We start from the raw sequence: 20,620 nt of genomic DNA on the forward strand, positions 1-20,620 counted from the left end.
CTCACGGTGGGCGCGGCGGCGTCTTTCGTCGTCCGCTTCGGGCCTAGACAGGCATCTTGTGCAACCGTCGGGCCGCTTCGGATATTGATCCCGTCAACGAGGGGTAGACCGAGAAGGTGTCGGCAAAATCGTCCGCGGACATCTTGGTGTTGACCGCCAAGGAGATCGAGAAGATCAGCTCGGAGGCACGAGGACCGACGACGACGCCGCCGATAACCGTCCCCGACCCCTTGCGGGCGAAGACCTTGACGAAGCCGTCTTCCACGGCCATCATCTTGGCCCTCGCGTTGGTCGAGAGGGACAGCATGACGGTGTCCGCCTGGTACTTGCCGCTCTCGATATCGGCCTGGGAAACGCCCACAGTCGCGATCTCGGGAGACGTGAACACGTTGGAGGCCACGCGGTGTTTCTTGAGAGGCGACACGGAGTCTCCGAGCAGGTGCGCGATGGCGATCCGGCCCTGCATCGCGGCCACGGAGGCCAGGGGCATCACGCCGGTGCAGTCTCCGGACGCATACACGTTCGGCGCGGTGGTGCGTGAAACGCCGTCCACCACAATGTGGCCGGATTCGGTCGTGGTCACGCCCGCGTTCTCGAGTCCGAGGTCCTTGGTGTTCGGAATCGAGCCGACGGCCAGGAGACAATGCGAACCGGAGACCTTGCGTCCGTCGGAGAGGGTCACGATCACGCCGTCGCCCTCGCGCTCGACCGACGCGGCGCGCGAGCGAGGCATGACATTCAGCCCTCGCCGGTCGAACACGTCCTCCAGAACCTTCGCGGCGTCCTCGTCCTCACTGGGAAGAACCCGGTCTCGCGAGGAGATGAGGGTGACCTCCGCACCGAGGCCACGATAAGCGGAGGCGAACTCCGCACCCGTCACACCGGAGCCGACCACGATGAGGTGCTCAGGGACCTCCTTGAGCTGGTACAACTGCTTCCAGTTGAAGATGCGCTCCCCGTCCGGTTTGGCGGTCTCCAGCTCACGTGGGTGGGCACCGACGCTGAGCAGCACTGCGTGCGTATCGAGCTCATAGGTCAGGCCCTGCTTGTCCCGGACCTCGACCGTGTGCTCATCGAGCATCCGCCCTGTGCCGTCGATGACCTTCACCCCGGCCTTCTCGAGACTCCGACGGATGTCCTTGGATTGCTGCTGGGCCAGGTTCAGCAGGCGACGATTGACCTTCTCGATGTGGACTTCGAGTTCCACGAGCTCGTCCCCGGCCCGGGTGCGGATGCCCAGGGCGGGCGCCTCGCTGAACCTGTTCATGGTGTCCGCGGAGGCAATCAAGGTCTTCGAGGGCACGACGTCGGTGATCACCGCCGAGCCTCCCAAGCCCTGCTCCTCGATAAGGGTGACGTCTGCCCCAAGGTTCGCGGCAACCAGCGCGGCCTCGTAGCCGCCGGGGCCGCCTCCGATGATGATGATCCTCTGTGGTGTAAATGCAATAGCTTCGCTCACGGTCCTCATTGTTCCCCACAGATCCGAACCGATCCAAGTCCCGGAGCCTCCTGCCTCGTCGCCGAGGACCGTTTTCACCTGTCAGACCTGGCCAGGAGCCCCATCGTCGAACGTATCCTGCTAGGTTTGGAGCGTGACGACCAGCAAGAACACACTTCCCGCGGAACTTCCGAACAACTCCTCGAGCATGGGGTTCGAACCGCATCGTTTGGCCCAGCGCGCCGCGGAGTACATCGCCGAACAGACCGGCGTGAAGCGCCACGACTATGGCCTCACCCTGGGGTCCGGGTGGGGCGGCGCCGCCGAGCTCATCGGTGAGGCGACGCATGTCCTCAACGCCGACGACGTTCCCGGATTCCGTTCCTCGGAGATTGCGGGCCACGCCGGAACCCTCACCTCCGTCAGGACGCCGGAGGGCCGCCGGGCACTGGTCATCGGTGCGCGGACCCACCTGTACGAAGGTCATGGCATCCAGCAGGTTGTCCATGGCGTGCGTACGGCCGCGGCCGCCGGGTGCTCGACCATGATTTTGACCAACGGGTGCGGCGGTCTGCAACCGACGTATCGCCCCGGCACGCCCGTGCTGATCAAGGACCACATCAACCTCACGGGCGGTTCCCCTCTTGTCGGAGCGCATTTTGTCGATCTGACGGATCTGTATTCTCCCCGCATTCGGGAGATCGCCCGATCGATCGACCCGAGCCTCGAGGAAGGGGTCTACCTCCAGCTTCCCGGACCGCATTACGAAACTCCGGCGGAGATCCGCATGGCCCAGACCCTGGGCGCGGACCTGGTGGGGATGTCCACGGCGCTCGAGGCCATTGCGGCCCGCGCCGCCGGCCTGGAAGTATTCGGTATATCCTTGGTCACCAACGCCGCTGCGGGAATTTCCGACAGCCCGCTGAGCCACCACGAAGTCCTGGAAGAGGGGCGGAACGCCGGTCCGCGCATCTCCGAGTTGCTGGCGCAGATCATTGCCCGCTTGGACCACTAGCACCACGGCACTTCAGGAAAACGACGAGGTTTATCCATGACGACGGAACTGATCAACGAAGCAATGCAATGGGTCGAGGCCGACCCGGATCCCCAGACCCAGCGCGAGCTCCTGGAGATGATCAGCCACGCCGAAACCGAGGAAGGCGAGGCCCTCCTGCGCGAGCGCTTCTCCGGGCGGCTCCAGTTCGGAACGGCGGGGTTGCGCGCGGCGCTCGGTGCAGGACCCATGCGCATGAACCGCGCCGTCGTGGCCCAGGCGGCCTATGGCGTCGCAACCTACCTCAAGGAGAGGGCCGCGAAGGAGAATTGGACGGCAACGCCTCGAGCGGTGATCGGCTACGACGCCCGGACCAAGTCCGACGCCTTTGCCCGGGACACGGCGGGGATCTTCACGGCGGCCGGTCTGGACGCTTTCCTCATGCCGGTACCCCTTCCCACGCCCGTGCTCGCTTGGGCGACTCGTTTGCTGAAGGCCGACGTCGGCATCATGGTCACGGCCTCGCACAATCCAGCGTCCGACAACGGCTACAAGGTTTACCTGGGCGGCCAGGCCGTCGGTGAGGATGCCCGCGGCGCGCAGATCATTCCGCCGATCGACACCGAGATCGCCGAGAAGATCGCCGACGCCCCCTCCGTCGATCGCATCGAGCGAGCGGATTCCGGCTGGACGATGCTCCCGGAGCGGCTCGCGCGCGACTACGAGCACGAGGTCACTTCCCTGATCCCGGGTATCGCCCCATCCTCTCGGTCCCTCTCCGTGGTTCTGACTCCAATGCACGGTGTGGGCGGGGAGGTCATGTCCTTCGTCCTGTCCCGGGCAGGGTTCGACCGTCTTCACGTGGTTCCCGAGCAGGCCTTGCCGGACCCCAAGTTCCCGACCGTCCGGTTCCCCAACCCGGAAGAGCCCGGTGCCATGGATCTCGCGATCGGATTGGCCCGGGACCGGGATGCGGATCTGGTGGTCGCCAACGATCCCGACGCCGACCGCGTCGCCTTCGCCGTGCCGGATGCGGAAGCGGACGATGGTTGGAGAATTCTCACGGGCGACGAAGTCGGGGCGATCATTGGACGCATCATGCTCGAGCGTCTTCCGGCGACGAGCGGTTCGCGCCGCTACTTCGCCAGCTCGATCGTTTCCTCGAGTCTGCTCGGGCGCATGGCGACGGCGCACGGGATCGAACACCGTGAGACCCTGACGGGCTTCAAGTGGATCGCCCGCGTCCAGGGGCTGGTCTACGGGTACGAGGAGGCCTTGGGTTATTGCGTGGCTCCCGACCTGGTCAAGGACAAGGACGGGATCTCTGCCGCACTGATCGTGGCCGACTATGCCGCCAAGCTCAAGGACGCAGGCAAGTCGCTCACGGACGTTCTCGATGACATCGCCCGACAGCACGGGGTCCACGCGACGTCCCAGTTGTCCGTCCGAGTCGAGGACCTGGACCGGATGACGGCCATGATGGGCCGGTTGCGCGGGACTCGGCCCGAGAAGCTGGGTGGTTCACCAGTGACCAAGGTCCGGGATCTCTCCCAGGGCTCCAAGAACCTTCCACCGACCGATGCCCTGGTGTACCTGACCGAAAACGGGGGACGCGTGATCGTGCGTCCGTCGGGCACGGAACCCAAACTCAAGTGCTACCTCGAGGCCGTGGTACCGGTCGAGAAGGAAACGCCCCTCGCAGAGGCTCGTGGCATGGCGAACCGTCGCCTCACGGCGCTCCGCGAGGACATCGCCCTTGCCCTGGGCGTGGACTCGGAGTCCTAGTGCCGCTGCCCCGCACCGCGTCTTTGCCGTCCCTTCCGCCGCGGACGGTCACCCCGAATGGAGAGCTCATGACTGAATCCACCGACCTTCCCTCGAACCTCGCCGGCATGATCGATCACACGATCCTGGCCCCGGATGCGCGGAAAGAGGATGTCCTTCGCCTGTGCCGCGAAGCGCGCGAGCACGGATTCGCCTCCGTGTGCGTGAATCCCATCTGGGCCAAACTCGTCGCCGACGAGCTCGAGGGGCATGACCCCGTGCCGTGCGTCGTGGTTGGCTTCCCTCTCGGCGCGACGACGACCGACGCGAAAGTCTTCGAGGCGGCAACGGCCCTCGCCGACGGCGCCCGAGAAATCGACATGGTCATCGATATCGCGGCGGCCATCGAGGGTGACGAGGAGGCCCTGGTCGCCGACATTCGTGCCGTGGCCGACGCGGTCCACGACCGACAGGGCGTGCTCAAAGTCATCATCGAGGCCTGCCTGCTCGACGACGACCAGAAAGTGCTCGCGTGCAGGGCCGCCGTGGCTGTCGGTGCCGAATTCGTCAAGACGTCCACGGGCTTCTCGACCGGCGGCGCAACCGTCGCCGACGTCCAGCTGATGCGCGAGACCGTGGGGCCCGACATCGGCGTCAAGGCCTCTGGCGGAATCCACAGCCGCGAGGACGCGCTCAATATGGTCGCGGCCGGGGCGACCCGAATCGGGGCGTCCAAAGGCATCGAGATCGTTCGGGACGCGAGATAGTCCCACAGCTCCTATACTGGAATGGACTCGTCATCCGACCGTGTGCCCGTCTGCTGTGGTGCGCGGGTGACCAACCTTGAGGAATGAGGACCGTATGACCCACGGAGAAGAATCGGCGTTCAGGCACGGCGCGTCCGGGCCCGCTCATAATTCGAAGCAGTACCAGACCAACCAGAAGGTACGCAGCCACTCGGGAGAGGGCCATCTGGTGACCAACCTGCTGAACTTCGTGTTCTGCATGATTCTGCTGGTTGCGTCGTTCTACTGCTTCGGTCTGTGGATTTCCGATTCCAAGGCCTGGTTGCCGTTTGCGATCGCCATCGTGCTCTACGGACTGACCTTCATGGTTCCGCTCAACATCCTGAGGAGCAAGACCGCCAAGGGCTCCCCCTCGGGCAAGGAACTCACTCAGCTCTAGACGCCGCGGAGAATAACCCGCACCGCGTAGACAGCGCCCCGCCCCGGTTTGCCCGGGGCGGGGCGCTTTTCTGCGCGATCGAGGCTGAGCCGCACCTGATCCCCAAGAGACTCGGGCCTTGCGCCCTACGCCAGGATCGCGTCGATGAACGCCTCGGCCCAGTCCAGGATCTCGTCGTCCACGAGGTCCTTGCCGCCCACCGGGGCCGACTTCGGTTTGGGAACCAGGATCTGCTTCTGTTCCGTGCCCTGGACGACCTTCGTGATCGACTGCGGATACATGCGGTCGAGTCGCATCTGCCGCGACTCGGCCAGGTCGACCGGGTAGAAACGGATCTTCGGTCCCATGACCATGATCTCCGTGAGACCGGCCGCCCGCGCCTTGATGCGCAGGCGGGCGATCTTGAGCAGGTTCTCGGCGGGCTGCGGCAGCTCGCCGTAACGGTCCCGCAGTTCCGCGGCGACGTCGTCCACCGCTTCATCGCTCGCGGCGGCCGCGAGATTCCGGTACGCCTCGAGGCGAAGCCTCTCCCCCGGCACGTAGTCGTGCGGGAGGTGGGCGTCCACCGGAAGCTCGATCTTCATCTCGGCCGGGGCCTCTTCCTGGTCCTCACCGCGGTAGTCGGCGACGGCCTCGCCGACCAGTCTCAGGTACAGGTCGAAACCGACACCCGCGATATGGCCCGACTGCTCACCACCGAGCAGGTTGCCGGCACCACGGATCTCGAGGTCCTTCATCGCCAACTGCATTCCTGCGCCAAGTTCGTTGTGCGCGGCAACGGCTTTGAGACGCTCGAGCGCGACCTCGCCCAACGGTTTCTCCAACGGGTAGAGGAAGTACGCATAGGCCCGCTCGCGCCCGCGGCCCACGCGCCCTCTGAGCTGGTGAAGCTGGGACAGGCCGTAGTTGTTGGCGCGGTCGACGATCAAGGTATTGGCGTTGGAGATGTCCAGTCCGGTCTCGACGATCGTGGTGCAGACCAGCACGTCGAACCGCTTTTCCCAGAAGTCGACGATGATCTGCTCGAGGCGGGACTCGCTCATCTGCCCGTGAGCGACCGCGATACGTGCCTCGGGAACGAGTTTCTGCAGGTCGGAAGCGACGCGGTCGATGGAGGAAACCCTGTTGTGCACGTAGAACACCTGGCCTTCGCGCATGAGCTCGCGTCGGACCGCCGCCGCAACCTGCTTCTCCGTGTGCGGCCCCACGAAGGTCAGCACCGGGTGTCTTTCCTCGGGCGGCGTCGCCAGGGTAGAAGTCTCACGGATACCCGTCAGCGACATCTCGAGCGTACGGGGAATCGGGGTTGCCGACATGGCCAGGACGTCGACGTTGGTCCGGAGGGTCTTGAGCTTCTCCTTGTGCTCGACGCCGAAACGCTGCTCTTCGTCGATGATCACCAACCCCAGATCCTTGAAGGTGATGTCCGAGGAGAGCAGACGATGGGTTCCGATCACGACGTCGATGCTTCCGTCCGAGATCCCCGATTCGACGGCCTTGGACTCCTTGGGCGTCTGGAAACGGGACAACGTGGACACGCGCACCGGGAAACCGCTGAAACGTTCGGTGAAGGTCTCAGAGTGCTGCTGGGCCAGGAGGGTGGTCGGGACCAGGATCGCGACCTGTTTTCCCTCCTGGACGGCCTTGAAGGCCGCACGCACGGCGACTTCGGTCTTGCCGTAACCCACGTCGCCGGAGATCAGGCGGTCCATGGGAATCTCCCGCTCCATGTCGTGCTTGACCTCGTTGATCGTGGTCAACTGGTCGGGAGTCTCGACATAGGGAAATGCTTCCTCGAGCTCTCGCTGCCACGGGGTGTCCGGGCCGAAGGCGTGACCGCGCGAGGCCATACGCGCCGAATACAGCCGGATGAGATCGGCCGCGATCTCCTTGACGGCCTTGCGGGCCTTGGACTTGGTCTTGGCCCAGTCCGATCCGCCCATCTTGGACAACGTGGGTGCATCGCCACCGACGTAGTTGGTGACCTGGTCGAGTTGATCCGTCGGCACGAAGAGCCGGTCCCTCGGCGCACCACGCTTGGAGGATGCGTATTCGAGGACCAGGTACTCCTTCATGGGCTTCGGCTGCCCAGGCTTGATCATGGCCCCTGCGATCGGCCTCTGGATCAGTTCCACGAACTGGCCGATGCCGTGCTGCTCGTGGACCACGTAGTCCCCGGGCTTCAGAGCAAGAGGATCCACCGCATTCCGACGACGCCGCGCCGGCAGCTTCCTCATGTCGCGCGTGGTGTAGGGGCTCGCCTTCCCCAGCACGTCGGACTCGGTGAGCAGGGCGATTTTGGCATCCTCGAGGACGAAACCGGTCCCGTGCGGTGCCGTGGTCAACTCGATGATTCCGGCCTGGGGCTCCTCGGTCAGGTCATCCCTCCGGGCGGCCGGCAGGTCCGCGGACTGGAAGAGTTCGGCGAGCCGGTTCAACGGGCCCGGCCCGTCGGTCACGGCGACGACCTGCCACCCGTTGCGCACGTGGTCCCCGACCACCTCGAGCATGGCGTCGATATTCCCCGCAAAAGTCAGGGGAGCTCGGACCGCGATCGTCAGGCTGTCGGCTTCGTCCTCGATGGCTTCGTCGACACCGAGAGAGGTGACGGACCACCAGCCGTGCCCCCGGTCCAAGGCCTCGTGGCGCGCGTCCGCGACGGCCATGAAGCTGGCCTGCGCGAGGCCGGTCTCGTTGATATCGATGGGAGCCTGTTGTCCGTTGGACGCCTGCTCCCACGCGGCCAGGAGGAATTCCTCGTTCGTGGCAACCAGGTCGGCCGCTCTGGCCCGAATCTTCTCGGGCTCGAGAAGCACGGTCATCGAGTCGTCAGGAAGGGAGGCGATCAGCGTCGTCATCTCGTCGACCAGCAATGGGGCAAGAGATTCCATGCCCTCGACGTAGATGCCGCCCGCGATGCGTTCGAGCATGGACTCGGCCCCCGGAAGAGTGTCCTTGAGCTTTGCCGCTCGGGACATCACGTTGGGGGTGATGAGGATTTCCCGGCACGGTGGGGCAATCAGCTCCGTGGGGTCTTCCTCGTCCTTGGGTGTGAAGGTGCGCTGATCGGCGACCGCGAACCATTTCATGGTATCGATCTCGTCGCCGAAGAAGTCGATGCGCACCGGGTGGTCCTCGACGGGAGAGAAGACGTCGATGATTCCGCCGCGTACGGCGAACTCGCCCCGCTTGGTGACCAGATCGACCCTGGAATACGCGGCGGCGGACAGCGCCTCGACCGTTCCCTCGAAGTCGTGTTCCTCCCCCACCTCCAGTCGGACCGGCTTCATGGATTCGAGGCTGGCCGAAATGGGCTGGAGGACAGAGCGCACGGGAGCGATGACCACCCGGACGTCGTCGTTCGCCTCGGACATGCGACGCAGGACGGCCAGACGCTGGCCCACGGTGTCCGACCTTGGCGACAGGCGTTCGTGGGGCAGGGTCTCCCAAGCGGGGAACCGGGTCACGCTGCGCGGATCGATATACGATCCCAGAACTGCCTCGAGGTCCTCGGCCTCGCGATCGGTCGCGGTCATCGCCAGCACGATCGGAGCGTGGTTGCCCTCCCGTCCCGCGCGACCGGCGGACGCGGCGGTCGAGAGTCCGTCCGCAATCTGTGCCAGCAAGGGTGCCCTGAGCCCTTCGGCCGCCCCGATCACGGTTTCGGAGGACCGTTCGGACGCCGATCGGGATGCCTGCGCCAGGACATTCGCGAACGTGGGTTCCTGGTCGAGGGCTTTGCGCAACCCAGTGAGGCTCATGAGATGACGGTCCTTGAGTGGTCGGGGGCGATGATCGCGTCCGTTTCCGGGCACGCAGAAATGCGCCCGAATTCCGTTCCGGACGCGGGCACGTTCGGTCTCGGGCCGAACGGATACTACATTACGCCGGTCGTCTCGTGGGCTCCACGCCCGCATGCTCCCGGCTTAACCCCACCGCGAAACCCTCGCGGTCGGCGGGCTCCTGCCCGCTAGACTGAGGCCTGAACCATTCGACGACACGAAGTGAGACATCCATGGCCATGAAAGAATCGCACACCATCAACGCGCCGATCGACAAGGTCCTCGAGGCCTTCACGTCGGAGGACTTCGCCCGCCACGTGGCCAAGAAGGCCGGCGTCGAATTCGAGTCGTTGAAGGTCGAGGGCGAGACCTCCGGTGCCTTCACCGTGACCACCGTTCGCGGTGTCGGAGCGGACAAGGTCCCCAGCGTCGCCCAGAAGTTCGTCGGCAACGGGGTCAAGCTGACTCAGGTCGACAAGTACAGTGCACCGCAGGAGAACGGTTCGAGAAGCGTCGACACGTCGATCGACGTCGCCGGAATGCCCGTCTCGGCGAGCGCGCACCAGGACCTCGCATCCCAGGGCGAGCAGACCGTCGTCGACGTCGAGGGCGAGGTCAAGGCCAATATTCCGCTGGTCGGAAAGAAGATCTCCGCCGCCGCCGAGCCGTACATCGGCAAGGCTCTGTCCCTCCAGAGCACGACCGCCGAGGACTGGATCAAGAACCACGGCTGATCCCGGCCCCTCGCCTGCGGCGCCTCCCGGCCGTCCCACACAGCCTCGTCGTCACGAGGATTCGGTGGAGACCGGGAGGCGCCGTTAGCGTAAGAGCGGACCCCCACGATCCCGCACACTGAGGAAGACATGACGACAACACTCGAGCAAGAGGGCTACCACCAGAGCACGTTCGGTTCGAAGCTGCGCAACGGCAACACCGGTGGACTGCTGATGATCGCGGCCATGGTCCTCGGGCTCCTGTTCGCCAATTCCTTCATGGCCGATGGATACTTCGGTCTGCGCGACGCCCACCTCGGGATACCCGCGGTCGACAGCGCTTTCCACACGGTGGGCGAATGGGCCTCCGAGGGCCTTCTTGCCGTGTTCTTCTTCATGACCGGGCTCGAGCTGAAGTCCGAGTTCGTCGACGGCGAGTTGCGTCGGATCAAGAAGGCCATCGTTCCCGTTGTTGCCGCCTTCGGTGGCGTGGCCATGCCGGCCCTGATCTACGCCGCCATCAATCTGATCTGGGGCGACGCCGCTACCCTGCGAGGGTGGGCCACTCCCACGGCCACGGACATCGCTTTCGCCGTGTCCGTCCTGGCGGTCGTGGGCTCCGCGCTGCCGACGGCCATGCGGACCTTTCTGCTGACCTTGGCCGTGGTCGACGACCTGATCGCCATCGTGATCATCGCGTTCGTCTATTCGGAGGGCGTGAATTTCCTGTACCTCGGGCTCGCGATCCTGCCCGCGGCCCTGTTCTGGATCCTGACCCATCGGTGGCCGCGGTTTTTCGCCCACAGCCGGTGGGCTCCCTGGGTCATCCTGTTGCCGATCGGCGTGGTGACCTGGGTGCTCATCTACTCGGCAGGCATCCACGCGACCATCGCCGGCGTGGTGCTCGGTTTCATGGTTCCGGTGCTTCGCCGTTCCAAACCGCAGGCCGGTGAGGCTCCGATCGGCTTGGCACCCCGGTTGTCCCATCGTTTCTCGCCGCTGTCGAACGGCATCGCGATCCCGGTATTCGCGTTCTTCGCCTCGGGCGTTGCCGTGGGCGGATGGCCCGGGATCGTGGATGCCTTCTCGGACCCCGTCGCCATCGGCGTCGTCGTGGGACTCGTGGCCGGCAAGACCATCGGAATCTTCGGGTCGACGTGGATTCTGACGCGAGTCTCCGGGGCGGAGATCGATGAGGACATGAAGTGGATCGACGTCTTCGGACTGGCCATGATGGGCGGCATCGGCTTCACCGTCGCGCTGCTCGTCGCGGAGCTGAGCTTCGGTCTGGGCACGATCCATGACGACCACGCCAAGGTCGGTGTGCTCACCGGTTCCCTGCTCTCGGCGATCTTGGGCGGAATTCTGCTGGGCATGCGCAACACCCACTACAAGCGTCTTCGTGCTCAGGGCGTCGCGGTGGACACCTACGACGGCGCCACCCCGGACGAATCCGAGGCGACGCAGGCACGGTCTCAGGACGACCCTGCGTCATCCTGAATCGGTCCCGAGCGGCCGGGGCTCCCCGGACGAGAGGCCTCGGGGCTGGTCAGAGGGCCGCTTCCTTCGCGGCTTCCTCCGCCGCGACCCAGGCCAGCATGGCGCATTTGACCCGCGCCACGAATTTGGAGACCCCGGCGAACGCTGCCGCGTCCCCGAGTGATTCCTCGTCCGGTTCGATCTGACCGCGCGACCGCAACATCTGCCGGAACTCGTCGACCCTGTTCGCGAACTCCCCCATGCTCATGCCGGGTGCCATCTCGGAGAGCACGGATGCGGAGGCCATCGAGATCGAGCAGCCGTCACCCTCCCAGGTGAGGCTCTCCACCCGGTTCCCGGCGTCGTCCAGGCTCACGCGCACGTTGATCTCGTCCCCGCACGTCGGGTTGTACTGGTGGTTCTCGGCGGTGTGTCGAGTACCGCCGGATTCGAGCCCCTCGCCCGTACGGCGTCGGGAGTGGTCGAGAATGACCTGCTGGTACAACTGGTCGAGATCGCTCATGACCGTCCTCCGTCGGAGGCGCCGCCCAGCCCGAAGAAGGGCCGGACGTCACCCAGGGCGTCCAGAAACCGGTCCACGTCCGCGGTCGTGTTGTATACGTACGCGCTGGCCCGAGTCGAGGCGGTGATCCCCAACCGCCGGTGCAGCGGCTGGGCGCAGTGGTGCCCCACCCGAACGGCGATACCTTTGCTGTCCAGGAGCTGCCCGACGTCGTGGGGATGGACCCCATCCACGTCGATCGACACGAGCCCCGCACGTTCGGCGCCGGGTTCCGGACCGAGCAGACGGACGCCGTCGATCTGTGAGACTCCCTCCGCGAGCCGCCGCCCGAGTTCGGCCTCCCACACGTGCACGTTGTCCATTCCGATCTCGTCCAGGTAACGGACGGCACTGGCCAGCGCTACGGCCTGCGAGACGCGCTGTGTGCCGGCCTCGAACCGCATGGGCGGCTCCATGAATTGTGCCTCATCCATGGTGACCTTGGTGATCATGGATCCGCCGGTCAGGAATGGCGGCATGGACTTGAGAAGGTCGTATCGGCCGTACAGGGCACCGATCCCGGTGGGACCCAGCATCTTGTGCCCGGAGAAGGCCGCGAAATCCACTCCGAGGTCGGCGAAGTCGACCGGCATGTGCGGGACGGACTGGCATGCGTCCAGGACCGTCAGGGCATCGTATTTCTTGGCCAGCCGGACGAATGTCCGGACGTCGGTGACCGATCCGAGCACGTTGGAGACATGAGTGAAGGCGAAGATCCTGGTGGCCGGTCCGACGATGCCCTCGGCGGCGTCCTCGTCCAGCAGCCCGTCCTCGCCCACCGGGATGTAGCGCAGCGTCGCACCGGTTCTGGCGGCCAGTTGCTGCCATGGGATGAGGTTGGCGTGGTGTTCGGCTTCGGTGGTCACGATCTCGTCCCCCGGGCCGAGCGCGAATCGTTCGGCTTCGGGTCCGCCCAACCCGGCGGAAGCGTTGGAGAACGAGTAGGCGACCAGGTTGATCGCTTCGGTCGCGTTCGACGTCCAGACCAGTTCGTTCTCCGTGACGCCCACAAAATCGGCCACCGTGCGGCGAGCATCCTCAAACGCGTCGGTCGCGGTCACGGCCAGGCTGTGGGCCCCGCGGTGGACGGCCGAATTGTTGTGTTCGTAGTAGTCCCGTTCGGCATCGAGCACGGGAGCGGGGTTCTGGCTCGTGGCCCCCGTGTCGAGGTACACCAACGGGTCCTCACCGTCTCGCCTGGCGAGTATCGGAAAGTCCCGGAGCAGGCTCCGAACCTTCGCGTCGTCCAGGGGGCCGGTGGCGGAAGGAGAATTCTGGCGGGTCGAATTGCTCATGGCCCCCATCCTAGGACCAGTGCTCGCGGATATCCGCCGGGGTGCCTTGCGGCTTAACGTGCATGGAATTTTTGCTGGGCCGCGGTCAGGCCCTGGGTCATGACGAGCTCGACGGCATCCGCCGAGTCCTCGAGGAGAGCCGGCAGTTGCTTGGCCTCGGCAGACGAAAAATTCTTCAGCACGTAGTCGGCAGTGTCCATCCGTCCGGGTGGGCGGCCCACACCGACGCGCACACGCAGGTAGTCCTTGGTCCCCAGTGCTTTCGAAATATCCCGCAGTCCATTGTGGCCGCCTTCTCCCCCGCCCTGTTTGAGCTTGACGGTGTCGAAAGGGATGTCGATCTCGTCATGCACGGCAATCACGTGGTCCGGATCGACTTCGTAGAACTTCGCGAGGGCCGAAGCGGGGCCGCCCGAGGTGTTCATGTACCCCGTGGATTTGGCCAGGACCACGCGAGGCCCACCGATTCCGAGCCGGCCCTCGACGACGACGGCACCGGTCTTGTGGCGTTTGAACGAGGCCTGCATGCTGCGGGCCAAGGTATCGACGACCATCTGTCCCACGTTGTGGCGAGTATTGACGTATTGGGGGCCGGGGTTTCCCAGTCCCATGACCAGCCAGGTTTCGGCCATGATGTTCTCCTCCAGGCCGGGGCGCCCGGCGTCGTCATTGTGCGGATGGACCCGGTGGCGATGATTCGCTCACGGGCAACGGACAAGGGAAAGGCCCGTCGATGCGCATCGACGGGCCTTTCGCGAGGTTTCGGCGAGTGTTACTCGCTGTCCTCGTCGGAATCCTCGGAGGAGTTGTCCTCGGAGGCTCCCTCTTCGGCTTCCTCGCCCTCGGCTTCTTCGTCGGTCTCTTCGCCGAGGTCCTGCTCGACCTCCTGGGAGACGTTCACGATGATCAGGTCTTCCTCGGAGACGAGGTTGACACCCTCGGGAAGAAGGAGATCGGCGGCGGTCACGTGCTCGCCGTCGGAACGGCCGTCGATCGACACGAGGACTTCCTCGGGAACATCCAGAGCGTCGGCGTCGACGACGACGACCTGCTCGGGCTGGGTCCAGAGGTTGCCCGGCGCGACCTCGCCCTCGACGGTGACGGGGATCTCGACCTCAACGCGCTCACCGCGACGAACGGTCAGCAGGTCGACGTGGTAGATCTCCGGACGAATCGCGTGGCGCTGGATGTCCTTGATCATGGCGAGGTGGCTCTTGCCCTCGATGTTCAGGGAAAGGACAGCGTTGGGGTTACGCGCGGCCATCATGGTCGCGTGCCCCGGAAGGACGATGTGGATGGGGTCTTCCCCGTGACCGTAAATCACGGCGGGGATCTTGCTCTCGCGGCGGATGCGGCGGGCAGCGCCCTTGCCGAATTCGTTGCGGTTTTCCGCGGAGATCTTTGTGCGATCAGCCATGCTGAATCACCTTTCGTATCGGAACGGTTCTGATGTGCGCCAAGTTGATTGGAACTGGCGCGGTTCCGGACGGGATATCTCCCACGGTGTTTCGCAGACCAGCCATCGTCGATTACGGAGGATCATTCCTCCCTCGCCTTGGCATGCCGTTCAATTATGCGGTCTTCCCCGGCTTCCGGGCAAGCCCGGGATCCCGCAACGTACCTCACGTGTCTCCTGGGCGCGATGCGATCGGCTCGCGGCACGAAACCCGTTGCCTGGGACTCTTCGACGACGCCCTCCCAGAACAGGTGCCCTTCGAGAGTCCCCACGGGCGCGTGCCCGAAGAATTCGACGCAGCAGCATCAGGCCCAGAATTGATCCGAGAATGCCCCCGATCGAATTGAATACGGCGTCGACGGGATCGAACACACGCCCCGGAAGAAAGAGCAGCTGGAACAATTCGATCGAACAGGAGCAGAGCGCCGAGAGAATCCACCACACCCAGATTCGAAAGTGCGGAAATGCCAGAACAAGGCACGCGGTCAACGGCACGAAGACCGCGGCATTCATCCCCTGTTCCACGACCCTGGGCCCGATGTGGTCGTGGAGCCACGGTGTCGGCGTCAACCACGACCAGATGCTCACCAGTATCCCTCCGATGAGAGACCCGTCGGGCCAGAAGAAGCACCATGCCGCGATCATCAGGAGCCCAGCCAGCACGGTCATCGCGGATCTGCGGACGGTACGCAGCACGTCGCCGTGACCGATATCCCGCCTGTTCGACGCCAGGAGTGCAGATGAGCGCACGTGTTCCCCCGTTGCGGTGCTAGATTTGGTATCGCCAATTCCCGGTTCCCGAGAATCGTTCAGGATTCTGCTCGACTCCCTATTTCGGATGTACCGCGCGAAATCCCTTCTGGGCAGATGGGGCTACCCTTGAGGAATCACATGACAATATCGAGATTTATTAGGCTGACCAGTGCAAACATTCTTTTGCGCTGTACCGGTTCGCTTCGAGCCGCCCTTGCACGGGGCCAAGAAACAGGCCGACGCCCAGGCCCCGGTGCGAGTGTCCTGACCGGCCGCAGTTCCTAGGGCCGAGGGGATCATGGACGCCGTCGAATTGGGTGGCCGCATCCGCCTCGCTCACGCCAGCCTGCAGGCCGTCGCGAACGCGTGCGGAGCCGATATCCTGCACGTCAAGGGGTATGCCGCGACGGAAGGCTTCTACCGCAGCAATCGACACAGCACCGATGCGGACATCCTGGTACGCCCGAGCCACGTCGATACCTTCACGCATCGGTTGGTCGCGGGCGGATGGGAACAAGTGGCAGATTTTTCGTCCGGGTCGGCTTTCCAGCACGCGGCAACCTTCCGCCACCCGTGGTGGGGAGCGGTGGACATCCATCGCTATTTTCCCGGCATGGATGTCCACGCCGAGGACAACTTCGATCGCCTGTGGGCCGAGCGGCAGTCTCTGCCCATAGCCCATTACCCGTGCACCGTCCCCTCCGACGCCGACCAGATTCTGCTGATCATGCTTCACGCGGGTCGGGATGGGTGGCGCGGGACCCAGGACATAGAGTACTTGCGCAGGGTCCTGTCAGCACGCGACCTGGAGCGGATGCGACGCAGGGCCGCCGAGTTCGGCGCGGAGATCGCGCTGGCCGCCTCGTTGGGGGAACTTGAGGAGTACAGGAACCACCCGGACTACTTGCTGTGGAAGTACATGACTGTGGGAGGTTCCAGGATCGACGAATGGATTGCCCGGTACGCGGCGGCACGTACGCTCCGCGCCAAGGCACGGGTTGCCGCTTCGTCGTTGCTGGTGAACAAGGACCATTTGTCGATGCGGCTCGGGCGCCGGCCGTCCCGTGCCGACATGGTCGCGGAATGGGTGCGCCGCATGCGTCGGGCGGGCGCCGACATCGGGCATCGTGTGCGTGGGGGCCTGGGGGGTTCGAAAGGACGAGGAAGCCAATGACCCGGATTTCGGACGACGTGGCCTGGGTGCTCGCGAACGGACCGGACGGGCCGCACTGCCTCGTCGCCCGGGTTCCGGACCACCAACCGCTCCAATTGTCCGGCACAGCGATCGACCTGTGGTTGTCCTGGGCGGACGGAAGGAGCCTTGAAGAGAGCATCCAAGAAATGTCGGCCCTCTACGAGGTTTCCAAAGCCGATATTCGCCCCGAGTCGGAGCGTTTGTTCCGCAAACTGGAGGCCGGAGGGTACCTCAGCGAGTGAAGGCGCCGGCGGAAGCCATCGCTTCGGCGCCACAGCATTCGCATGGACGGCCCTGATGCCCCGACAATGGGAGCTAGACCTCCTCGCCGAGGTCTCTCAGAATTGACCGGAGTTGCTCCTCGAACCGCGCCTGGCCGAATTCTTCTGCGTGCTGACGCAGTACCTCGCCGTCGAAACGGGAGGGGTCGAACTGGTCCAGGGCTCGTCGGATGCCGGCCGGCGTCGGAGAGTCCACGAAGGCGCCCGTCTCCCCCGACCCGACCGTATCCAGAAAACCGCCGGCCCGCAGTGCAATGGTCGGTTTGCCGAAGGCGGCACCTTCCAGGGGCGCTATTCCGAAATCCTCGTGGGACACCGCGACCACGGCCGAACAATGCGCATAGCACCACCGCATCTGGGCGTCGTCAAGGTTGTGGAGCATCCGAACATTTGCCGGGGCACGCGAGCGGAGCTCCTGTTCAAGAGGCCCCGTGCCGACCACGACCAGACGATGGTGGGTGCCCCGGACCGCCTCGATGACGCGGTGGACATTCTTGTACGGAAGCAATCGCGAAACGACCAGGAAAAATCCGCCGTCCTCGGCGTCGAATCCCGGAACCGGAGTCTGGGCTTCTTGGGAGTCCACGCTCTGCGGCGGGTGAACAACGGGGGCGACCACGCCGTAGGCCGCCCGGATACGGTCTCGCACCACCGTCGAGTTGGCGATATACGGCTGGTCGAGTCGTCGCGCTGCCCACTTGTCCCATCTGATGAGCGACGGTTTCAGGACTCTCAGAAACAATCCGACGGCCCTTGCCGCCGCACCCTCCCCCATGTACTGGTCGCTCAGGTACAACCACCGGGCCGGACTGTGGCAGTACACCACCATTCTGCCGGTGGCTCTGAATCCGTGCGCCCACCCCGTCGAGGAGACCATGGTGAGACGGGCTGGCACACGGAACAGCGTCGAGACCAGAGGCAGCAACGGCAACGCGAGTCTGTGATTCCTCCGGAGCAGTCCGATCTTGTTCAGCGCCGAGGTTCGGATGTCCGCGTCCCTGAACTCCGGGAAAGTGGCCTCAGGGTCGTAGAGCGTCGTGTAGATCGGAGCCTCGGGAAAGATCCGATGCAGGGCCAGAACCACACGTTCGGCTCCGCCGCGTTGGGTCAGGTAATCGTGGGCTATGGCCAGCGGACAGTCCGGATTCCGACTTCCGGGCATCAGATGTTCGGCCACACGTGCCATGGTGCGATACATCGATACTCCTAGAAATTTCGGCGTGTGCGGCGGGGTGCAGCGTTCCGGCGAAGCTCACAGTCAGTTCCGGACCGGGACGAGCGGCGGCTCCCTTTCCGATCAGCCGGCATCCCGTGCACATGTCCTCCCAACCGTATCTTTTGTACCTCACCTCGTAGCCTCCCGCGAGGTGATGTGCGGCGCGCGTGGCGAGCCGATCCGCTCCCCCATGCGATGACGACCGAGCGGTGGTCAAGGGGTTCATCGTGTCTCCCGACGCAGCGACTTCAGCCGAGTGCGTCAAGGTCGTCGAGGACCTGGCGCATCCGGACCGCGGCAGCCTCCGGTGAATACTTTCGACGCCACCGTTCACGGCCGGCCGCGATCATGGCCGGGAAGGATTCGTCGGAGGCCGTAAGCGCGTGAATCGCGCGGCGCAGGGTCTCGGCGAGAGAATCGACGTTGCCCGCGGCAAAAATCCATGGGTGACTCTCCCCCACCACGCCCGGCAGACTTCCGGCGTCACTGACGACCACGGGAAGGCCCGCGCTCATGGCCTCGGCCGCCACGGGGCCGAATGCTTCCGGAAGCTCCGAGCCGCAGACCAGAAGGTCGACGCGGTCGAAGAACTCCTCGACCGGGACATTTCCGGTGCGATGCAGTCTGTTCCGGGGTACGCGCGCGAGCGCCCTTTCGACTGCGACCACCTCGCCCCATCTCACGTGTCGCTGGCCGCCCGCGAGGTGCAGTTCCAGGTCATTCCCTTCTTCCATGAGCCGCACGCAGGCATCCGCCAATGTCACCACTCCCTTGCGCGGGCTGATTCGCCCGATGTGACCGACCCGGATCGTCCCGTCCGCACGAGGACGTCGCTCGCGGCACGACACCTCCGGTACCCAGTTGTCGAAAATCCGGCTCCCGGGCACGCGTTCCGACATGTAGGGCGACGGCGTGAGACACATCGTTGCCCCCACTTTCGCGATTGCGCACAGCGGCAGATGGATGCGGAGCGGGACCTGGTGCAGGTGCACAATCCGTCGGGGGTGACCTGAGAGCGCGAACGAGGGCACCAGACCGTTGCACCAGATCCGGTCGAGTCGATGCGTCAGTCCGAATTTCGCGAGACCCCGCATGTACTGCACGCGATTCCGCGCCGTAATCCCGTGCACGGGGAATCCTTCTCGCACGGCACGGTCCAGGACATCGCGCGGGAAGGTCGGCGCCACGACGACGACCTCGCGACCCTGGTCGCGTGCCGCCCGGGCCATGTGGAACAACATGGTCTCTCCACCGGAAATATCGCCGTTATTCGTCGCAAGAAAGAGACGCCGGCCGGATGCCCGGTTCCTCGTCATGGCCTCCGCCCGGCTCCGGGCCGGGTAGGCGGCGACGATTCCGCTCACCATCTCGTGGACCGATGCGGGGCGGTCATCACGGGACACCGCGGTCCGGGGCAGAGCGTCCGGAAGCAGCCACCCCTGATCGGCAGACGCGTCGCTGACGATATCGGGCGGGATCAGGGCGTCGTCGTCGAGGATCTCGCGGTTGCCCCCGACGTCGGTCGCGACGACGGCCACCCCGGCCGCCACCGCATCCAGAAGGGTGTAGGAGCAGTTCTCCCATTCGGAGACCTGCACCAGCACATCCGTCCAGGCCAGCGCATGCTCGGGCTCGACAAACCTCATGAAGTCGACAGATCTATCCAAGCCGAGGTCCTGGGTCAGTGCCACCAGGTCGTCCTTGGCCGGCCCCTCTCCCGCGATGCGAAGCACCGCGGTGGGTTCCTGGGCCGCGACGACCGCGAAGGCCCGGATCACGGCGTCGATCCTTTTCTCAGGTGCGAGCCTGGACAGCGTCAGATATCGGGGTCCGCGGGCGCGCGGGGTCCGAGCGCGCTCGCGGTCCACGGCCTCACGGACCGAGGCGACGTCGACGCCGTTGCGCACCACCCGAACGTGACGCGCCCGCCATGTGTCGGCCATGAGGCGACGAGTCGATGCGGAGACCGCGATCGCCCCATCGGTGACACGCAGTCTGGCAGTGTGGAGCAGGTTCATGATGCGTGCCCGCCGGACCGACGTCCGATAGGTCGTGTCCCCGGGCGCTATGCCGTGTTCGGTGGACACGAGTGCCGGCGCAGGAGGGACCCCGGGCATGACCGCGGCGATCTTCATCCCGCCGATCACGGCCGCGGCGACGACGTCGGCATAGGCGAGGTGAGAGTGGACGACCTGAGGCCGGAGGCCACGGACGATGCGGCGCAGAGTTCGCGCCGAACGGAGGACGCCGGCTCGGGGACCGAATGCGCCGGTGATGACGTGCGCCCCCTGATTGCGCAGGCGGGCTGCCAGCTCCCCCTCGGGGCACAGCACCGTGACGTCCCATCCCGGCAGACCCACCCGGGCGACGTCGAGCACGTGCCTGGCCACTCCCCCGTACTCCGGTACGGGAACAATCCACAGGGCCCGCGGCACGCCTACGGCCATGGCTCCGGCCGGTCAAAGGCCGCTCCCCCGTGCCCAGATCCCCCGTGGACACACTCGTTG

17 protein-coding genes are annotated in these 20,620 nt (G+C 65.2%); 8 read left to right on the top strand and 9 right to left on the bottom strand.

Annotated features, from left to right (window positions below):
- Positions 1-43: 43 nt before the first annotated feature.
- Complete coding sequence (locus AB0Y14_RS09295) at positions 44-1,468, bottom strand: NAD(P)H-quinone dehydrogenase (protein WP_436589120.1); 1,425 nt, start codon at positions 1,466-1,468, stop codon at positions 44-46.
- Positions 1,469-1,646: 178 nt separating this feature from the next.
- On the opposite strand from AB0Y14_RS09295, the gene AB0Y14_RS09300 reads away from it, so the two are divergent.
- The 4 genes from AB0Y14_RS09300 (at position 1,647) to AB0Y14_RS09315 (ending at position 5,381) form a co-directional block, all read left to right on the top strand.
- Positions 1,647-2,453 carry a purine-nucleoside phosphorylase gene (locus AB0Y14_RS09300; RefSeq protein WP_436589121.1) on the top strand — a complete coding sequence of 269 codons (807 nt, stop codon included), beginning with the start codon at positions 1,647-1,649 and terminating at the stop codon, positions 2,451-2,453.
- 36 nt (positions 2,454-2,489) lie between these two features.
- Complete coding sequence (locus AB0Y14_RS09305; RefSeq protein WP_436588983.1) at positions 2,490-4,217, top strand: phospho-sugar mutase; 1,728 nt, start codon at positions 2,490-2,492, stop codon at positions 4,215-4,217.
- 68 nt (positions 4,218-4,285) lie between these two features.
- Entirely contained in the window at positions 4,286-4,963 is a 678-nt protein-coding gene (deoC, locus tag AB0Y14_RS09310) for a deoxyribose-phosphate aldolase (protein WP_436588984.1), read from the top strand.
- A gap of 94 nt (positions 4,964-5,057) precedes the next feature.
- Positions 5,058-5,381 (top strand): hypothetical protein, encoded by a 324-nt coding sequence (locus AB0Y14_RS09315; protein ID WP_436588985.1) that lies wholly within the window; start codon positions 5,058-5,060, stop codon positions 5,379-5,381.
- 125 nt (positions 5,382-5,506) lie between these two features.
- Here the strand turns inward: AB0Y14_RS09315 and mfd are convergent, their stop codons facing one another.
- The gene (gene mfd / locus AB0Y14_RS09320; RefSeq protein ID WP_436588986.1) at positions 5,507-9,142 is read right to left on the bottom strand and encodes a transcription-repair coupling factor; all 3,636 of its coding nucleotides are present in this window, start codon (positions 9,140-9,142) and stop codon (positions 5,507-5,509) included.
- Between the two features lie 260 nt (positions 9,143-9,402).
- Between mfd and AB0Y14_RS09325 the strand changes: the two genes are divergently transcribed.
- Positions 9,403-9,897 carry a DUF2505 domain-containing protein gene (locus tag AB0Y14_RS09325; protein ID WP_436588987.1) on the top strand — a complete coding sequence of 165 codons (495 nt, stop codon included), beginning with the start codon at positions 9,403-9,405 and terminating at the stop codon, positions 9,895-9,897.
- 129 nt (positions 9,898-10,026) lie between these two features.
- A complete protein-coding gene (gene nhaA, locus AB0Y14_RS09330) occupies positions 10,027-11,376 on the top strand; it encodes a Na+/H+ antiporter NhaA (RefSeq protein WP_436588988.1) in 1,350 nt (449 codons plus the stop codon).
- A 49-nt stretch (positions 11,377-11,425) separates the two neighbouring features.
- Here the strand turns inward: nhaA and sufU are convergent, their stop codons facing one another.
- The 5 genes from sufU to AB0Y14_RS09355 all read right to left on the bottom strand — a co-directional run bounded on the left by sufU (position 11,426) and on the right by AB0Y14_RS09355 (position 15,337).
- Positions 11,426-11,878 (bottom strand): Fe-S cluster assembly sulfur transfer protein SufU, encoded by a 453-nt coding sequence (gene sufU, locus AB0Y14_RS09335; RefSeq protein WP_436588989.1) that lies wholly within the window; start codon positions 11,876-11,878, stop codon positions 11,426-11,428.
- The gene (locus tag AB0Y14_RS09340; RefSeq protein ID WP_436588990.1) at positions 11,875-13,212 is read right to left on the bottom strand and encodes an aminotransferase class V-fold PLP-dependent enzyme; all 1,338 of its coding nucleotides are present in this window, start codon (positions 13,210-13,212) and stop codon (positions 11,875-11,877) included. Before AB0Y14_RS09340 ends, sufU begins: the two co-directional genes overlap by 4 nt.
- A gap of 53 nt (positions 13,213-13,265) precedes the next feature.
- Positions 13,266-13,844: an aminoacyl-tRNA hydrolase gene (pth, locus tag AB0Y14_RS09345; RefSeq protein WP_436588991.1), complete on the bottom strand. Its 579-nt coding sequence runs from the start codon at positions 13,842-13,844 to the stop codon at positions 13,266-13,268.
- Between the two features lie 140 nt (positions 13,845-13,984).
- Positions 13,985-14,629 carry a 50S ribosomal protein L25/general stress protein Ctc gene (locus AB0Y14_RS09350; RefSeq protein ID WP_436588992.1) on the bottom strand — a complete coding sequence of 215 codons (645 nt, stop codon included), beginning with the start codon at positions 14,627-14,629 and terminating at the stop codon, positions 13,985-13,987.
- Positions 14,630-14,779: 150 nt separating this feature from the next.
- Positions 14,780-15,337: a VanZ family protein gene (locus tag AB0Y14_RS09355; protein ID WP_436589122.1), complete on the bottom strand. Its 558-nt coding sequence runs from the start codon at positions 15,335-15,337 to the stop codon at positions 14,780-14,782.
- A gap of 382 nt (positions 15,338-15,719) precedes the next feature.
- On the opposite strand from AB0Y14_RS09355, the gene AB0Y14_RS09360 reads away from it, so the two are divergent.
- Together AB0Y14_RS09360 and AB0Y14_RS09365 are read left to right on the top strand one after the other, a co-directional pair.
- Positions 15,720-16,595 (top strand): nucleotidyltransferase family protein, encoded by an 876-nt coding sequence (locus AB0Y14_RS09360; RefSeq protein WP_436588993.1) that lies wholly within the window; start codon positions 15,720-15,722, stop codon positions 16,593-16,595.
- Entirely contained in the window at positions 16,592-16,858 is a 267-nt protein-coding gene (locus AB0Y14_RS09365) for a hypothetical protein (protein ID WP_436588994.1), read from the top strand. Before AB0Y14_RS09360 ends, AB0Y14_RS09365 begins: the two co-directional genes overlap by 4 nt.
- Positions 16,859-16,931: 73 nt before the next feature.
- Here the strand turns inward: AB0Y14_RS09365 and AB0Y14_RS09370 are convergent, their stop codons facing one another.
- Positions 16,932-18,095, bottom strand: a complete 1,164-nt coding sequence (locus tag AB0Y14_RS09370) for a glycosyltransferase (RefSeq protein WP_436588995.1) — start codon at positions 18,093-18,095, stop codon at positions 16,932-16,934.
- A gap of 266 nt (positions 18,096-18,361) precedes the next feature.
- On the bottom strand, positions 18,362-20,560 hold the full coding sequence (locus AB0Y14_RS09375; protein WP_436588996.1) for a glycosyltransferase family 4 protein: 2,199 nt from the start codon (positions 20,558-20,560) through the stop codon (positions 18,362-18,364).
- Positions 20,561-20,620: the final 60 nt, after the last annotated feature.

This window comes from Rothia sp. HC945 (genome assembly GCF_051370785.1).
Classification (GTDB): domain Bacteria; phylum Actinomycetota; class Actinomycetes; order Actinomycetales; family Micrococcaceae; genus Rothia.

Bases quoted from the DNA above. Each gene is read 5' to 3' on its own strand.
- AB0Y14_RS09370 (WP_436588995.1), bottom strand. From the start codon at position 18,095: ATGTATCGCACCATGGCACGTGTGGCCGAACATCTGATGCCCGGAAGT.
- deoC (WP_436588984.1), top strand. From the start codon at position 4,286: ATGACTGAATCCACCGACCTTCCCTCGAACCTCGCCGGCATGATCGAT.
- AB0Y14_RS09355 (WP_436589122.1), bottom strand. From the start codon at position 15,337: ATGACCGTGCTGGCTGGGCTCCTGATGATCGCGGCATGGTGCTTCTTC.
- AB0Y14_RS09305 (WP_436588983.1), top strand. From the start codon at position 2,490: ATGACGACGGAACTGATCAACGAAGCAATGCAATGGGTCGAGGCCGAC.
- AB0Y14_RS09365 (WP_436588994.1), top strand. From the start codon at position 16,592: ATGACCCGGATTTCGGACGACGTGGCCTGGGTGCTCGCGAACGGACCG.
- AB0Y14_RS09300 (WP_436589121.1), top strand. From the start codon at position 1,647: ATGGGGTTCGAACCGCATCGTTTGGCCCAGCGCGCCGCGGAGTACATC.
- nhaA (WP_436588988.1), top strand. From the start codon at position 10,027: ATGACGACAACACTCGAGCAAGAGGGCTACCACCAGAGCACGTTCGGT.
- AB0Y14_RS09325 (WP_436588987.1), top strand. From the start codon at position 9,403: ATGAAAGAATCGCACACCATCAACGCGCCGATCGACAAGGTCCTCGAG.
- AB0Y14_RS09375 (WP_436588996.1), bottom strand. From the start codon at position 20,560: ATGGCCGTAGGCGTGCCGCGGGCCCTGTGGATTGTTCCCGTACCGGAG.
- mfd (WP_436588986.1), bottom strand. From the start codon at position 9,142: ATGAGCCTCACTGGGTTGCGCAAAGCCCTCGACCAGGAACCCACGTTC.
- sufU (WP_436588989.1), bottom strand. From the start codon at position 11,878: ATGAGCGATCTCGACCAGTTGTACCAGCAGGTCATTCTCGACCACTCC.
- AB0Y14_RS09360 (WP_436588993.1), top strand. From the start codon at position 15,720: ATGGACGCCGTCGAATTGGGTGGCCGCATCCGCCTCGCTCACGCCAGC.
- AB0Y14_RS09350 (WP_436588992.1), bottom strand. From the start codon at position 14,629: ATGGCTGATCGCACAAAGATCTCCGCGGAAAACCGCAACGAATTCGGC.
- AB0Y14_RS09340 (WP_436588990.1), bottom strand. From the start codon at position 13,212: ATGAGCAATTCGACCCGCCAGAATTCTCCTTCCGCCACCGGCCCCCTG.
- AB0Y14_RS09295 (WP_436589120.1), bottom strand. From the start codon at position 1,468: ATGAGGACCGTGAGCGAAGCTATTGCATTTACACCACAGAGGATCATC.
- AB0Y14_RS09315 (WP_436588985.1), top strand. From the start codon at position 5,058: ATGACCCACGGAGAAGAATCGGCGTTCAGGCACGGCGCGTCCGGGCCC.
- pth (WP_436588991.1), bottom strand. From the start codon at position 13,844: ATGGCCGAAACCTGGCTGGTCATGGGACTGGGAAACCCCGGCCCCCAA.